We start from the raw sequence: 13,492 nt of genomic DNA, 5'->3' as shown, positions 1-13,492 counted from the left end.
CCGCACAGAGTGTCAGAGCATGAACACGAAACCGGTGAAAACGCTCCGACACAGACAAAGGCCAATGCCCACTGCACGGTCACCGGTGCTGCCGGTGGTGTGTTGCTACGTCCGTTCGCGCGCTTGATCGCCTCTACCAGCGACAGTGTCACCACCTACGGCGAACCCTGGAGCATGAACTGCACCCTTCCTGCTGCGACGAACCTCCCAAATCCCATGAATAACAACGTCGTTAGTCAATCCTTGGGAGCAGCGACCGCTACGCAGGCGCCTGCGGGCAACCGACGATCACCCGACTGCTGCTCGAAGCCCAACACCTCGCCACCACGCCACGGGGCCTTCATGCCCTTGTCGAGGGCGATTGGTGCATCGCAGCATTGCGATGTGGATTAGCGTTGTGGGTGTGACCAAGGAAGCCGTCGGCCGAACAGCGTTCCCCGACATCAGCTCGCGCGCGTGGGAGCACCCCGCGGACCGGACTGCGCTCACGGCGCTGCGTCGGCTCAAGGGATTCGATCAGATCCTGAAGGTGCTGTCGGGCATGCTGCGAGAACGCCAGCACCGTCTCCTGTACTTGGCAAGCGCTGCACGCGTGGGACCGCGCCAGTTCGCCGATCTCGACGTGATACTGCAGGAGTGTGTCTCAGTGCTGGACGCCCCAGTCAAACCTGAGCTGTTCGTGGTGCAGTCGCCGACCGTCAACGCTTACACAATCGGGATGGAGCAGCCGTTCATCGTTCTCACATCGGGGATGTGTGACTTGATGAGCGAAGCCGAAATGCGTTTCGTCATCGGGCACGAACTCGGCCACGCCCTCAGCGGTCATGCCGTGTATCGGACCATGCTGATGCACCTCATGCGACTGTCGTCGGCACTTGGCTTCCTACCTGTCGGCGGCTGGGCATTGCGTGCCATCGTCGCCGCACTTATGGAGTGGCAGCGAAAGTCGGAGCTGTCCGGTGACCGCGCCGGCCTGTTGTGCGGGCAGGACTTCGATGCCGGCATCCGAGTGCAACTGAAGCTGGCTGGAGGCGGCCGGCTCGACAAGATGGACTCGCAGGCCTTCCTTGCCCAAGCCGCCGAGTACGACCGCAGCGGCGACATGCGCGACGGAGTGCTCAAGCTGCTCAACCTCGAGCTTCAGACCCATCCGTTCTCGGTGCTTAGGGCCGCCGCGCTGACGAAGTGGGTCGACTCCGGAGGATACGGCGCAATCCTGGCCGGGGACTATCCCGTGCGGTCGAACGACGAAGACCATTCCTGGAGTGACGATGTAGCCGCCGCCGCGCGGGTGTACCGCGAAGGCTTCGACCAGTCCGATGATCCGTTGATTCGCGGACTGCGAGATGGGTTGTCGGGCGTCGTCGACGGAGTGGGGCGCACTGCCACAAGTGCTGCAGACACGCTGGGGCGCAAGATCACCGATTGGCGCCGCGGCAGCAGCGACAGCCCCGAGCACTGACTCAGAATCAGCGTTTGGTCCCGCGCGGCCTTCGAACTTACTGGACCAGGGACGAAATGGCGCCCGGCTGGCATAGCGTCGCGCGGTCACCAGCCCGGCACGATCGTCACCGGAATGCCTTGCGACTCCCATAGTGCGATCACTTCGGGGTTGTCGTCAATCGCCCCTCGGATGTCGTAGTGCCGGCGCAGGTACCGCAGGATCTCCAATTTCACGATGCGATCAGAACGGCGATCACCCTCGGCGCGGTGGAACGGGCCGTCGAAATCGACCGGCATGTGCTTGGCTAGCCATTGTCGGGTCAGTTCCGCCCACGCCTCCATGCGCGCAGTCACCACGACCGGCGTCATGCCCAGGCTGACGGTTTCGATGGCGTAGTCGATCGCCATCTGATTGGGCGGGCAGTGGAGGCTGCCGCCGTGGAAAGCGTCGAAGTCCTTCTCGTCGCGGGGCTTGAGGACATGGTGGCGCACCGAAGAGACGTCACACAGCGTTCCGTCGACGTCGAGAATGCGGGCGCGTTTCCTTAGGAGCTTGTCGTGCATGACGTCTCCTCAGTCCCAGTAGGGGCGGCGGTATCTGATGGTCAGGTTGTCGTAGTCGTGGCACTCGCGCAGCGCACGCTTGGCGCTCGCGCGTTCGGCCTGACGCTCGTTGCGGTTCCACGCGGGCTTGCCCTCGATGGAGCACCAAAACTTGCGGGGTGGTTCGGTCTTGCAGATGTCGCAGCGCCTGGTGGTCCAATCACCCGTGGCACGACGGGCCCAGGCGTTGGGGCACTCCTCGCCGTGATGACGACTCCAGAAGATGCGTTCGTCGTCTCTGTCTGTGTGGGCCATCTGTGGCCTCCTCTCATGTCGTTACGTCGGCATGAGGCACCTCCTCGGTCAGTTGAAAAGCCCTACAGCATACGACAAAGCCGCCCCGATCGCACCGGAGCTGACTGGTTCGGTTCGTCGTGCACTGCCGTGCGGGCCGAGAGGATCGAACTCTCCATGCCGCTTTCGCGGCGAGGGATTTACAGCCCCTCTGCGACACCAGTTGCTGACCCGCATGTGGTGATGAAGGGTCCTTGCGCACGCCCCGAGAGAATCGAACTCCCGCCAACGGGTTTGGAAGCCGTTGTGCTGCCACTACACCAGAGGCGCATGGTCGGGGTGGTGGGATTTGAACCCACGACATCCGGTACCCAAAACCGGCACTCTGGTCCAAGCTGAGCTACACCCCGTGAGACCGGGGGTGCTGGCAGGAATGCGCGCCTAGACCCCGGCGGTATATCGCCAGAGCCACGGTCGGCGCGCTGCAGTCATGCGATAACCGTAGCAGGCCAACCCAACTCGCAGCGAGGGCTTTTTGCGCAAAGCTGGTTCGCCAGGATTAGATCCCGAACTTCCTGGATTCAAGCCCTGCGGGACGACTGACTACGCCACAAGCCATCGGCGCCCCCGGCGCGAGTCGAACGCGCACACCGAGCTTCGGAAGCTCAGGGCCAGATCCGCTGGCGAGGGCTGGGAGCCGCCAGCTGATCCGTCTCAGCAACAGCGGTATGACGAAACATGTTGTTGTGTACGCCTTTATCTACGCCGTCGCAAATCACGTTCCCCTGGCAGGATTCGAACCTGCAATCTTCGGCTTCGTAGGCCGACGCCCTGTCCAGTTGGGCCACAGAGGATTGGTTCCCGATCAAGGGTTTGAAAGGTAATGTTCAGGTGTTGTCGCGCTGACCCGAGAGGATTCGAACCTCCATCTACCTACTTAACAGGAAGGTGTTCTGCCGGATTGAACTACGGGCCACTGGATTTGCATGCACTCGATACGGGGATCGAACCCGTGCCAACGATCTGAGAAACCGTCGTGCTACCACTACACCAATCGAGCTTCGCAGTCCCACCGAGAATCGAACTCGGGCAACGAAAGTGAAAATCTCGCGGGCTACCACTACCCCATAGGACCGTGGTGCGCCCGGGGAGAGTTGAACTCCCGACCCGCGGCTTAAAAGGAAGCTGCTCTACCTCGACTGAGCTACGGGCGCACGATTTAGTTGCATGCGTTCTCGCTCAGCGGGTTTGCGCTGTCGTCGCATGATCGGCTCCTTCCGTAGCTCGGCAATCAGTTGTTCAGATCGTAGCATCGGCGTGCGACACCGTCACTAGATTTCTGCGGAGGGTGGAGGACTCGAACCCCTACGTTTCACCGCACCCTGGTATTCGACGCCAGTTGCAGACCATTCCGCGGCACCCTCCTTCGCGGAGGGTTGAGGAATCGAACCTCAAGGACGTGCCTCGCAGCCGCTAGCAACGGCGCTCCAGCCCAGCCGAATTAACCCTCCAACGCAGCTAGCGCGAGGTACTGGATGATCGGCGGGCGAAACGCATGATCCGACGGTAGCAATGGATACTGCTAGGGCACAACGACTTAATCGCCCCAAGCAGCCGAAGCAAGTTGAGGTCGGAAGTTCAGAGCCCAGTCGGACGCCCTGGAGCGGACCGCCCTTGATTGGGGCGAACAGCCACTCCCCCTCGTAGTCACGGTCACGCGAACGGGGTCGACGTCGCGAGGCCGGAGCGCAGACACCTCGCCGACGCGCGCTCGAGGCCACCATTAATTCAAGCAGCGGCCGCCAGCGATCAGCGGAGCCCTAGGCTGCGACATAGTCGCGTGACCGCAGTTCGAGCGGGATCGGCCGACCGCCGAGGCCGCGTTGTTGCGGAGGTAGGACGGTAGTCCTACAGGGTGCTGTTTCGCGACGCCGGATCGGGCGGCGATATGTCATCGATTCGTTCACGGCATGCAGCACTCCCATGCGGCGGTCCCATTACTCGAACACGTAGCGAGGTGAGGCCATGCCACCGCGGAACTGATCACTCTCCTTCGTCGTAGCTACGCCCTGTGAATCTGCTGCGATCCTGTCGGGGGCGCCACTACACTGCCCCCGCATGGGGGATACGCCGGAAGTCGATGCCGCGGCGCCGACGGAGCTGGCGGGCATAGCTGATGCTGACACCCGACCGGAGCGCGCGTGGGGGCTGGCCGAAGATCGCTTCGACGAAGTCCGGCCGCGCCGCTTTACGCCAGCCCAGATCACCGCTGCGGCGGTAGCCGCCAGCCTGGTCGCCACCGCCTGCGCCGGGACAATCGCCTACACGAAGCTGCGCGACAGCCCGCCCGAGCCGGCGCCCGTTGCAGTGGAGCCAACTACGTCTGAGGTACCCGTGGTCGCGCCAGCGCCACCCGTAGCCGCACCCGATGTGCCCAGGCTGCGTGACGGCGTGTACCGCATCGACTACGACTGGCCGAATTCGAAGCACCGCGAGGAAGATGACTTCTGGAGTTCGCTGACCAACACCCCGCCGTCATCCATAGTGATGGCATTGGCGACCCATTGCACACCGGCGGATTGTGTCGTCACTCTGACGCGGATGACCGAGGCCCTCACTGTCATGACTGATCTGCGGGGAAGTCAGATGCGGTTCGCCGGGGGTGCGTGGCGTGAGAGCGCTGGCACTGAAATGGTGACCTACCCATGCAGGGACCCCGACGGGAGCCTGCATGGGGCAAATCAGGTTTCGGCGGTGGGGCAGGTCTATCCCAGTGCGGGATCTGTCTATCAGGGCAACCTGACGCAGTTTGTCGAGGAGAGCGCCTGCGGCAATGAGTGGCGCAACGTTGAGACGCCCATCACGTTGACGAGGATCGGGGAATTGCCGCCATCCCTGGGAGGCCCCTGACGGAACCGCTGAGCCCCTCGCGCCTCACCGTCGCCATCGAACCCCTTTGGCTGCTGGACGATCAGCCCTTGTCGTCGAAGTCGTGCAACTCTGTCGCTGCCCGAATCTCACGCTGGGCCACCTGCTCCGGCGTCTGACAATCCGGGCAGATCACCTGAAACGTGCGCTCCTGAAAGGTCTGAGCCAACCAATCGCCGCGCTCATCCGGGTCGGCAGGGTACGGCCGTTTGCACTTGCCGCACGTGCTCAGATGGTGCAGAAGCGCCAACCTGAGCCCGCGCAGGAACACTCGGCTCTGCTTACTCATCGCCACCCTCCCCATCACCAGCCGCCAGGGCCCGCACCTTGTAGACCGTAGCCCGCGACGCCCCGAACTCATGGGCAAAATCCGTCGCCGACTCGCCGTGCGTGAGGAACCCATGCTCATGGCGATCGCCCTCACCGCGTTGCTTGTCGTCTTCACGTAGTAAGAGACGTGAAAAAAGTAGGACCCGGGAATCGAAACCGGTACGAATTTCGCGCGGCGATGAACACCACGGTGGCGCGACACGCTCCGCAGGCGGCCACTGACTGACAACGACAGCGGGCCACGGCTTTCGCCGGCCCGCGAGCGTCACGGCAACCCGGTCGCCAACGACGGATCGAATCCCGGCGCCGACTCGTCCCACCCCGGCGGCATGTGGTCGGAGCCCCGCGGCTGCGACGCGTAGATCGGCACCTGAGGAGCGGGCCCCGGCAGCGACGTGTCATACCCCGGCAGCTGTCCGTAACCCGTCGGCGGTCCGATACCGGGGGCCACCTGGTCCGTGCCGGCCAACAACTTGGACGCCACGAAAGCGGCTGCCTGCGTGGTGTACCCGGGCACATAGCCGTCGGTGTGACCGCTCCACTCGTTGCCGGGCCCTGCGTGACAGATCGGATCGGCGGGGTTACAGAGGTCGATCCCCTTCCCAGCGAACATCTCGGACTGGGAAGGCAGCTTCGTGCCCGAGCGGTTCGCGACGTTGCCGAAGGTGGCGATCGCCGCGACGTTGGTCGCGAACGAAGAAGGCAGAGAAGCGCCCCACGCAATCCCGACGATGGGATTGCCGGCGACGATGTTGATGACGTTCGCCCCCTGCGAGTATCCGCCCAACACGATCTTGGTGTCGGGGCACGATGTCGCCGTGGCTTTGATGCGCTTGATCGCGTCCTTGGCGCCGTCCCCGCTGCCCAGCTGCAGCTTGCCCGCGTCGTAGTCCACCGCGTAAGTCGCGATGTTCAGGCCGACGGCCTGCTCGCGCAACGCGTCGACGAAGGCGTTGCCAACGGCGCCCATGCCCTTCGGCTCGTCGGTGCCCCGTGCGAAAACCACCTCGGCGTCGGCGCAGTCGGCGGCGGCCGCAAGCGGCACGCCGTTCGGAGTCCACAGCTGAACGGCGGCGATGCTGAGCGCGGCAGCGCCGCGGCCGACCCAGCGACCCGCCGATCGCAGGCCCATCGCGCGCGAGCTACGCCCACAATGAGGAGACATGTCTCGAATTTATCGCTTCGCAAGGAGAAACGCACAAGCCGTGGCTTTTCAGCGAAGTCCGAGGGCGGCGCTTTGGCGCCCGCCCGACATGCGTGCTCGCGCGGCGACGTCAACGAGAGCGGGCCAGAGCTTTCGCTCTGGCCCGCTCGTCCGGTGGAGCTGCCGGGAATCGAACCCGGGTCCTACGGCATTCCCTCAAGGCTTCTCCGTGCGCAGTTCGCTATGTCTCTACTTGGATCTCTCAGTCACGCGAACAAGCTGAGATGACGATCCCAGTCGCTGTTTGATGTCCCCGTACATCCCGCGACCGGACGTATGGGTTTGTCCCTCTTGCTGATGCCAGGGTCCGGGCCGAGGGCGCTCCCGGTCTGACAGACACGCAGTCGCTTAGGCAGCGAGTGCGTAGTCGCGCTGATTGGAATCGGCGCTTAATTGGTTGCAACGACGCTTACGGTGGTCAATTGCCTGCACCGGCACGCTTCCCTTGATTCGATGCGCGAAGTCGAAACCGTTCAGCCCCTCGCATCCCAGCCGAGTTTCGGCCGGACATCCCATCATACCGAGCGCTACGACAACGGCCAACGCGTTTAGGTTCCGGTCCGGTCACGTAGTCGGGCCGACGACCATTCGCCGACCTAGAATAGGACGCATGGTGCACTCGCTGATCCCGTCAAAACGACTCATGCTCACCGGTGGTCTCGCGCTGGCCGCCCTCGCGGCGCCGGCCATCATGGCCACGACGGCCGTGTCCACTCCCCTCGCGGCGTGCACCAGCGGTGAGGAATCCGACGTGTTCACCACGACGTGCGTGCCGTACCTGGTGCCGACCTCGAACCAGGGCTTCACCTCAACCGCGGCCAATCCCGACATCCCCGAGATCGACGGTATCCCGCTCACCGGGACCAACAGCGGAACCGCCATCGGGTTGGAAGAGGACCAGCAGGCCGCGGGACCACAGGCGATTCCGCGCTCGACCTTCAGCTCCAGCCCGTAACCTGGCAGGCCGTCAGATCACGTAGTTCAGGTTGGCGACGATCCGTCGGCCGACTTCCTCGTCACCGCGGTAGCCGATCTCTTGGGATCGTGCCGTCGTCATCGGCCGCCCGCCGCACAGCCTGGTGAACTGCAGGCCGTCCAACGTGATGGTCGTCGTCGGCTCCGCTCCGCCGAAGTCATCGACCACCGCAGCCCTGCCGTCGACGGCCACCGCGATGCTGCGCTCCACCGGACCGGTCAGCTCGATCGCCACCCGCGCGCCGTCGGGCGCCTTGCCGCGCTTACCGACCACAAACGCCATGCTGCTGGTCATCTCGTCGAGCGCGAGGCGTGACGCGGACCCGGCTAAGTCGGCGTCGGAGGCTGGGCGCGACAACGCGTCGCGAATGTCGTGCTCATGCATCCAGCAGTCGAATATCCGGATGCGCATGAAGCGGCCGTAGGTGTCTGGCCCGGCAGGCGTGACCGACGGCGCGTTCCAGTCCTCATCGCTCATCGCGGTCAGCACCTCGCGGCGCTGCGCCGTCACGCTGCGAAAGCGCTGCAGCACATCGGCTCCGGTTTCACCGCTCAGGTGTTGTACCCAGCACTCGTTCATCGCGCCGATCGGGTTCCGGACGTGCTCCAGCGTCGACACGTCGACGTCGGATTCGGGCGTCGCGGTACCGCGCAACATCTCCTCGGTGCCGATCACATGCGCGACGACGTCGTGGACACACCAACCCGGAAGTGAGGTCGGCAATCGCCACCCGTCATCGGGCACGTCGGCCATCAGACGGTCGATGTCGTCCCAGGACGTGAAGAGGCCGTCGAGGACATCGTTCTTGTCGAGCACGGTCAGTGGGCGTGAAGGGCTGTTCACCAGACGACCGTATCGCCCGCTGTGGCCCGCGCGGTGAGAATCCCGCTCAGTGCATTCCCTTGATCCGGCGGCCCAGCTCCCGTGTCACTTCCCGATTCGCGTCCCGGGTAGCGATGTCCTGACGCTTGTCGTGGGCTTGCTTGCCGCGCGCCAGCGCGAGTTCGACCTTGACCTTGCCGTCGGTGAAGTACAGCTTCAGGGGCACCAGGGTGAGGTTGCCATCACGGATCTTGCCGATGAGGTTGTCGATCTCGCTGCGGTGCAACAGCAGTTTTCGATTGCGGCGCGGCGCGTGATTGGTCCAGCTGCCGTGGTGATACTCCGGGATGTGCAGGTTGCGCAGCCAGATCTCACCGTCGTCGACCGTGGCGAAGGCGTCGGCCAGCGAAGCCTGCCCGTCACGCAGGCTCTTCACCTCGGTGCCCATGAGAGCGACGCCGGCCTCGTAGGTCTCAAGGATCGTGTAGTTGTGCCGCGCCTTGCGATTGGTCGCGACGACCTGGTTGTTGCGCCGCGTCTGCTCGTCGATCTTCTTCTTGTTGACCACGCTAACGCCGCACGTACAGGCGCAGCGTGACGTACCCGGTCACACCGGCCATGGCCACACCGACGAACAGCAGGAACGGCGATATGAAGAGGATGTCCGCATAGTCGATCCTGGCGATCAGGTTCGCTTGATAGAACTGGTTCAGCGCCTTCTCGAGGAAGAACGCACGCACCACTATCAGCCCGATAATCGAAATCACCACGCCGATGAGCGCGGCCAGCATCGCCTCCACCAGGAACGGCAGCTGCGTGTACCAGCGACTGGCGCCGACGAGTCGCATGATGCCGACTTCGGTCCGGCGGGTGTACGCCGCGACTTGAACCATGTTGGCTATCAACAGGATCGCACCGATCGCCTGTACCAGCGCCACCGCGAACGCGACGGCGCTCAGGCCGTCCAGGACCGCGAACAATCGGTCTATCAGGTCCTTCTGGTTGAGCACGTTGAGCACGCCCGGTTGACCGACCATGGCCTCGTCGAAGGCCTTGTGCTGTTCGGGGTTATCCAGCTTGACGATGAACGACGCCGGAAACGCGTCCTTGCCCGCGACGTCCTTGTACTGCGGGAACTTCTTGATCGCGTCGGCGTAGGCCTCGTCGCGGTTCAGGAAGCGCACCGACCGGACGTCGTCGCGATCCTCGATCTGCGCGCGCAGGCTCTTGCAGGGGTCCGCGTCGCACGTCGGATCGTTGGCCGAGAGGTCGTTGGTCAGGAAGACCTGACTCTCCACCCGGTCCAGGTAGATGGTGCGGGAGCTGTCGGCCAGCCGGACCACCAGCAGACCACCGCCGAGCAGCCCGATCGAGATGGCGGTCGTCAGAATCATGGCGACCGTCATCGTGACGTTGCGACGAAGTCCGGTGAAGACCTCGTTGATGAGAAAGCCGAAGCGCACTTAGCGATCCATTCCGTAGACACCGCGTTGTTCGTCGCGGATCAGCCGTCCCAGCTCGAGTTCGATGACCCGCTGGCGCATCGAGTCGACGATGTGATGGTCATGGGTTGCCATCAGGACCGTCGTCCCCGTGCGGTTGATCCGCTCGAGCAGATCCATGATGTCCTTGCTGGTGTCCGGGTCCAGGTTGCCGGTCGGCTCATCGGCCAGCAACACCAGCGGACGGTTGACGAACGCGCGGGCGATGGCCACACGCTGCTGCTCACCGCCCGAGAGTTCGGTGGGCAGCCGGTTGGACTTGCCCGACAGGCCCACCATCTCTAGCACGTCGGGCACAACCCGGTTGATGACGTCGGCACGCTTGCCGATCACCTCGAGCGCGAACGCGACGTTCTCGAACACCGTCTTCTGCTGCAGCAGGCGGAAGTCCTGGAACACGCAGCCCAAAACCTGCCGCAGGCTCGGGATGTGCCGGTTCGCCAACTTGTTGACGTGAAACTTCGAGACCTGGATGTCACCCGAGGACGGATGCTCCTCAGCTAACAGCAGCCGCATGAACGTCGACTTGCCCGATCCGGACGGGCCAATGAGGAAGACGAACTCACCTTTGTCGATCTTGAGCGACACATTGTCCAGGGCCGGGCGGGCCGAGGACTTGTACTGCTTGCTCACGTGGTCGAGGGTGATCATCACGGCACGCCAGTGTAGCGGTGCACGCTCCGATACCCCGTTACCGCGGTGGCGCAGGAGTGGTGGGCGCTGGTGCGGGCCCCGGTCCGAAGGGCGGGGGCAGCGGCGGCAGAGTCGGCAGCGTGAAGCCCGGCGCCGGGGGCATCGTCGTCGTCACCGTGCTCGGCGGCAGTGGCCCCGGACCGTCTGGGTCGACGACGGTCGTCGGCACCTCGTCCGTCGGCGGCACGGGTGTCGTGGGCGTCGTGGGTGACGGCGTGTCAGTCGGGCTGGGCTCCGTCGTGGTGGTCGTCGTCGTGGTTGTCGGTGTCGTCGTCCGTGGCCGCTCCTGGACGTTGGTACGGGGCACCCAGGTGTACTCCGGGTCGGGCATGAAGCCCGGTGGCACCACCTGCGAGGGCTGCCGCTCCACGGGAGGCGGGGGCGGCGGCCGATAGGTCTGATACAGCCAGTTGACGGCGAAGAACGCGATGATCAACGCGACCGTCGACGTCCTGACCCGTCCCCATAGCAGGTAATCGGGCCAGCCGTTTCCCGCCTCGCGCGTACGAAGCGGCTTCCACCAACTCCGATTGGTCGGTTTCATCGGCTGCTCACCGGACCCTGGGTCTCCTCCTCCGCGCCGCCCGCGGTGGACGGGTGCACGATGGCTCCCACCGTGGGCGAGGACGTGGCGGGGCTCGCGATGCCCGCGCGGCCGAGCGCACGCACGACGAGCATGCGTAGCCGTCGGCCCACCTCGAACTGCTTGCCGGGCAAGGTGCGCGCGACCATACGCAGGTTGACGGTGTCGAGTTCGATGCTCTCGACACCCATCAGCTGGGGCGCATCAAGCAGCAGCGGGGCCATCAGCTTGTCGTCCATCGCGGTGCTGCACACCCCGTGCAGTACCTCGTTGACCTTGTTCAGATCCGCCGTCGTCGGCACTGGGATGTCCACAACGGCACGCGCCCAGTCCTTGGACAGGTTGACGGTCTTGACGATCTGGCCGTTGGGAAGAGTGAACACCTCGCCCTCGCTGGAACGCAGCTTGGTCACGCGCAGCGTCACGTCCTCGACGGTCCCCTCCGCCGGCGTGGCGATGCCCGTGACGGTCAGCGACACCAGGTCACCGAAGCCGTACTGCTTCTCGGTGATGATGAAGAAACCGGCCAGCAGGTCCTGCACGATGCGTTGCGCACCGAAACCGAGCGCGGCACCGAGCACGGCCGCCGGCGCGACCAGCGATCCGACCGGGATGGCGATGATGTCGGTGATCTCGACGATCACGACCACGAACAGCACCGCGATCGACACCCAGGAGATCACCGATGCGACCGCCTGGCGGTGCTTGGCACTCTCGGTGCGCACCAGCTGGTCGCTCTCGAGGTACTCGGCGTCGATGCGGCGGGTGATCTTTCGGGCCGCCCAGGTGATGAAGCGAGCCATCAGTACCGCGGCGATGATCAGCATCACGATCCGCAGACCGCGCGTGATGATCCACTCGCCGATGTCACCCCGCCAGAAATCGTGCCAGCCCTGGGCCCACCCGATCGCGTGGTAGCTCACCGCTTGGACGCTACTAGTCGTCATCTTTCCTATTGCGCCAACGGATTCCCGCCTCCAGGAATCCGTCGATGTCTCCGTCGAGTACCGCGGCCGGATTCCCGACCTCGTATTCGTTACGCAGGTCCTTGACCATCTGATACGGGTGCAAAACGTATGACCGCATCTGGTTGCCCCAGGAGCTTCCGGAATCACTCTTGAGCGCATCCATCTCGGCGCGCTCCTCCAAACGCTTGCGCTCCAGCAACTTCGCCTGCAAAACCCGCATGGCGGACACCTTGTTCTGCAACTGCGACTTCTCGTTCTGACAGGTCACCACGATCCCGGTGGGAATGTGGGTGAGTCGAACCGCGGAGTCGGTGGTGTTGACCGACTGCCCGCCGGGACCGCTGGACCGGTAGACGTCGACGCGCAGATCGCCTTCCGGAATCTCGATGTGATCGGTTGTCTCGACCACGGGAAGCACCTCGACCTCGGCGAACGACGTCTGCCGTCGACCCTGGTTGTCGAATGGACTGATCCGCACCAGGCGATGGGTGCCCTGCTCCACCGACAACGTGCCGTAGGCGTAGGGCGCGTGCACCGCGAACGTGGCGCTCTTGATGCCGGCCTCCTCGGCATACGACGTGTCGAACACCTCGACCCCGTAGTCGTGCTTCTCGGCCCAGCGGATGTACATCCGCATCAACATCTCGGCCCAGTCGGCGGCGTCCACCCCGCCCGCGCCCGAGCGGATCGTCACGACGGCCTCGCGCTCGTCGTACTCTCCGGACAGCAGCGTGCGGACCTCCATGGCCTCGATGTCCTCGCGCAGCTTCGCGAGTTCGGCATCGGCTTCGGCCGTGGCAGTCTCGCCGTCCTGGCCCTCCTCCTCCGCGGCGATCTCATACAGCACCGGGAGGTCGTCGACCCGTTGCCTCAACGCCTCCACGCGGCGCAGCTCACCCTGGGCGTGGGACAGCTCGCTGGTGACCTTCTGGGCCCGCGTCTGGTCGTCCCACAGCTTGGGATCTGAGGCATCCTGCTCGAGACCCGCGATGCGCGTGCGCAGACCGTCGACGTCCAGCACCCGCTCCACCGTCGTCAGGGTGGTGTCAAGGGCTGCTATGTCGGCTTGCTGGTCGGGATCCACGGGAAATCAGCGTACCCACCGCTTCACCTAACACTTCCCACTTCCCCCATCACATGTTCCTACTTCCCCCAGGACATGGCGGCCAATTCCGGGGCTAGCATGCCTGTGTGACCAGCCCATCG

The 13,492-nt window shown here is 64.3% G+C and carries 14 protein-coding genes, 9 tRNA genes, 1 other RNA gene and 1 pseudogene; 4 read left to right on the top strand and 21 right to left on the bottom strand.

Going from position 1 to position 13,492, the window contains the following annotated elements:
* Positions 1 to 9: 9 nt before the first annotated feature.
* Positions 10 to 180 (top strand): annotated as a pseudogene (locus ACZY0X_RS16995) (MspA family porin); the annotation flags it as partial.
* 223 nt (positions 181 to 403) lie between these two features.
* Complete coding sequence (locus tag ACZY0X_RS16990) at positions 404 to 1,462, top strand: M48 family metallopeptidase (protein WP_463772024.1); 1,059 nt, start codon at positions 404 to 406, stop codon at positions 1,460 to 1,462.
* An 86-nt stretch (positions 1,463 to 1,548) separates the two neighbouring features.
* Here the strand turns inward: ACZY0X_RS16990 and ACZY0X_RS16985 are convergent, their stop codons facing one another.
* The 11 genes from ACZY0X_RS16985 to ACZY0X_RS16935 form a co-directional block, all read right to left on the bottom strand.
* Positions 1,549 to 2,007: a phosphatase domain-containing protein gene (locus ACZY0X_RS16985; protein WP_463772022.1), complete on the bottom strand. Its 459-nt coding sequence runs from the start codon at positions 2,005 to 2,007 to the stop codon at positions 1,549 to 1,551.
* A 9-nt stretch (positions 2,008 to 2,016) separates the two neighbouring features.
* Positions 2,017 to 2,301 (bottom strand): hypothetical protein, encoded by a 285-nt coding sequence (locus ACZY0X_RS16980; RefSeq protein ID WP_463772021.1) that lies wholly within the window; start codon positions 2,299 to 2,301, stop codon positions 2,017 to 2,019.
* A 130-nt stretch (positions 2,302 to 2,431) separates the two neighbouring features.
* Positions 2,432 to 2,515, bottom strand: a tRNA-OTHER gene (locus ACZY0X_RS16975).
* A 24-nt stretch (positions 2,516 to 2,539) separates the two neighbouring features.
* Positions 2,540 to 2,610, bottom strand: a tRNA-Trp gene (locus ACZY0X_RS16970).
* A 1-nt stretch (position 2,611) separates the two neighbouring features.
* A tRNA-Pro gene (locus ACZY0X_RS16965) sits at positions 2,612 to 2,690 on the bottom strand.
* 370 nt (positions 2,691 to 3,060) lie between these two features.
* A tRNA-Arg gene (locus ACZY0X_RS16960) sits at positions 3,061 to 3,134 on the bottom strand.
* Positions 3,135 to 3,182: 48 nt separating this feature from the next.
* A tRNA-Asn gene (locus ACZY0X_RS16955) sits at positions 3,183 to 3,256 on the bottom strand.
* 13 nt (positions 3,257 to 3,269) lie between these two features.
* A tRNA-Glu gene (locus ACZY0X_RS16950) sits at positions 3,270 to 3,340 on the bottom strand.
* A gap of 4 nt (positions 3,341 to 3,344) precedes the next feature.
* Positions 3,345 to 3,415: transfer RNA gene (locus tag ACZY0X_RS16945), tRNA-Glu, on the bottom strand.
* A 1-nt stretch (position 3,416) separates the two neighbouring features.
* Positions 3,417 to 3,494: transfer RNA gene (locus ACZY0X_RS16940), tRNA-Lys, on the bottom strand.
* Between the two features lie 215 nt (positions 3,495 to 3,709).
* Positions 3,710 to 3,791 (bottom strand) — tRNA-Ser (locus ACZY0X_RS16935).
* Between the two features lie 607 nt (positions 3,792 to 4,398).
* Here ACZY0X_RS16935 and ACZY0X_RS16930 point away from each other — a divergent pair.
* Positions 4,399 to 5,190, top strand: coding sequence for an Rv2253/PknI dimerization domain-containing protein (locus ACZY0X_RS16930; RefSeq protein ID WP_463772020.1), 792 nt, complete (start codon positions 4,399 to 4,401; stop codon positions 5,188 to 5,190).
* Positions 5,191 to 5,251: 61 nt separating this feature from the next.
* Here ACZY0X_RS16930 and ACZY0X_RS16925 read toward each other — a convergent pair whose 3' ends face one another.
* The 3 genes from ACZY0X_RS16925 to ssrA all read right to left on the bottom strand — a co-directional run bounded on the left by ACZY0X_RS16925 (position 5,252) and on the right by ssrA (position 7,223).
* Positions 5,252 to 5,497 (bottom strand): hypothetical protein, encoded by a 246-nt coding sequence (locus tag ACZY0X_RS16925; RefSeq protein ID WP_463772019.1) that lies wholly within the window; start codon positions 5,495 to 5,497, stop codon positions 5,252 to 5,254.
* Positions 5,498 to 5,803: 306 nt separating this feature from the next.
* Complete coding sequence (locus tag ACZY0X_RS16920; protein ID WP_371747130.1) at positions 5,804 to 6,670, bottom strand: cutinase family protein; 867 nt, start codon at positions 6,668 to 6,670, stop codon at positions 5,804 to 5,806.
* A 184-nt stretch (positions 6,671 to 6,854) separates the two neighbouring features.
* Positions 6,855 to 7,223: a transfer-messenger RNA gene (ssrA, locus tag ACZY0X_RS16915) on the bottom strand.
* Between the two features lie 129 nt (positions 7,224 to 7,352).
* Between ssrA and ACZY0X_RS16910 the strand changes: the two genes are divergently transcribed.
* Complete coding sequence (locus ACZY0X_RS16910) at positions 7,353 to 7,697, top strand: intersectin-EH binding protein Ibp1 (protein WP_463772017.1); 345 nt, start codon at positions 7,353 to 7,355, stop codon at positions 7,695 to 7,697.
* 12 nt (positions 7,698 to 7,709) lie between these two features.
* On the opposite strand, the gene ACZY0X_RS16905 is transcribed toward ACZY0X_RS16910, so the two are convergent.
* Genes ACZY0X_RS16905 through prfB form a run of 7 tightly spaced genes read right to left on the bottom strand, consistent with a single transcriptional unit; the run spans position 7,710 to position 13,370 of the window.
* Positions 7,710 to 8,561, bottom strand: coding sequence for a maleylpyruvate isomerase family mycothiol-dependent enzyme (locus ACZY0X_RS16905; protein ID WP_463772016.1), 852 nt, complete (start codon positions 8,559 to 8,561; stop codon positions 7,710 to 7,712).
* A 46-nt stretch (positions 8,562 to 8,607) separates the two neighbouring features.
* Positions 8,608 to 9,090, bottom strand: coding sequence for an SsrA-binding protein SmpB (gene smpB, locus ACZY0X_RS16900; protein ID WP_463772471.1), 483 nt, complete (start codon positions 9,088 to 9,090; stop codon positions 8,608 to 8,610).
* A 19-nt stretch (positions 9,091 to 9,109) separates the two neighbouring features.
* Positions 9,110 to 10,003 carry a permease-like cell division protein FtsX gene (gene ftsX, locus ACZY0X_RS16895; RefSeq protein ID WP_463772014.1) on the bottom strand — a complete coding sequence of 298 codons (894 nt, stop codon included), beginning with the start codon at positions 10,001 to 10,003 and terminating at the stop codon, positions 9,110 to 9,112.
* Positions 10,004 to 10,693 (bottom strand): cell division ATP-binding protein FtsE, encoded by a 690-nt coding sequence (gene ftsE / locus ACZY0X_RS16890; RefSeq protein ID WP_241405769.1) that lies wholly within the window; start codon positions 10,691 to 10,693, stop codon positions 10,004 to 10,006.
* A gap of 40 nt (positions 10,694 to 10,733) precedes the next feature.
* On the bottom strand, positions 10,734 to 11,279 hold the full coding sequence (locus ACZY0X_RS16885) for a hypothetical protein (RefSeq protein WP_463772013.1): 546 nt from the start codon (positions 11,277 to 11,279) through the stop codon (positions 10,734 to 10,736).
* On the bottom strand, positions 11,276 to 12,265 hold the full coding sequence (locus tag ACZY0X_RS16880) for a mechanosensitive ion channel family protein (RefSeq protein WP_463772012.1): 990 nt from the start codon (positions 12,263 to 12,265) through the stop codon (positions 11,276 to 11,278). The genes ACZY0X_RS16885 and ACZY0X_RS16880 overlap by 4 nt, the downstream gene beginning before the upstream one ends.
* A complete protein-coding gene (gene prfB / locus ACZY0X_RS16875; RefSeq protein ID WP_463772010.1) occupies positions 12,255 to 13,370 on the bottom strand; it encodes a peptide chain release factor 2 in 1,116 nt (371 codons plus the stop codon). Before prfB ends, ACZY0X_RS16880 begins: the two co-directional genes overlap by 11 nt.
* Positions 13,371 to 13,492: the final 122 nt, after the last annotated feature.

Source organism: Mycobacterium sp. IDUB_39 (assembly GCF_055419205.1).
The sequence above is the reverse complement of the archived record's forward strand: the minus strand, read 5'-3'. Positions and strand labels throughout refer to the sequence as shown.

Bases quoted from the DNA above. Each gene is read 5' to 3' on its own strand.
- ACZY0X_RS16985 (WP_463772022.1), bottom strand. From the start codon at position 2,007: ATGCACGACAAGCTCCTAAGGAAACGCGCCCGCATTCTCGACGTCGAC.
- ACZY0X_RS16980 (WP_463772021.1), bottom strand. From the start codon at position 2,301: ATGGCCCACACAGACAGAGACGACGAACGCATCTTCTGGAGTCGTCAT.
- ACZY0X_RS16930 (WP_463772020.1), top strand. From the start codon at position 4,399: ATGGGGGATACGCCGGAAGTCGATGCCGCGGCGCCGACGGAGCTGGCG.
- ACZY0X_RS16925 (WP_463772019.1), bottom strand. From the start codon at position 5,497: ATGAGTAAGCAGAGCCGAGTGTTCCTGCGCGGGCTCAGGTTGGCGCTT.
- ACZY0X_RS16920 (WP_371747130.1), bottom strand. From the start codon at position 6,670: ATGGGCCTGCGATCGGCGGGTCGCTGGGTCGGCCGCGGCGCTGCCGCG.
- ACZY0X_RS16910 (WP_463772017.1), top strand. From the start codon at position 7,353: ATGGTGCACTCGCTGATCCCGTCAAAACGACTCATGCTCACCGGTGGT.
- ftsE (WP_241405769.1), bottom strand. From the start codon at position 10,693: ATGATCACCCTCGACCACGTGAGCAAGCAGTACAAGTCCTCGGCCCGC.
- ACZY0X_RS16885 (WP_463772013.1), bottom strand. From the start codon at position 11,279: ATGAAACCGACCAATCGGAGTTGGTGGAAGCCGCTTCGTACGCGCGAG.
- ACZY0X_RS16880 (WP_463772012.1), bottom strand. From the start codon at position 12,265: ATGACGACTAGTAGCGTCCAAGCGGTGAGCTACCACGCGATCGGGTGG.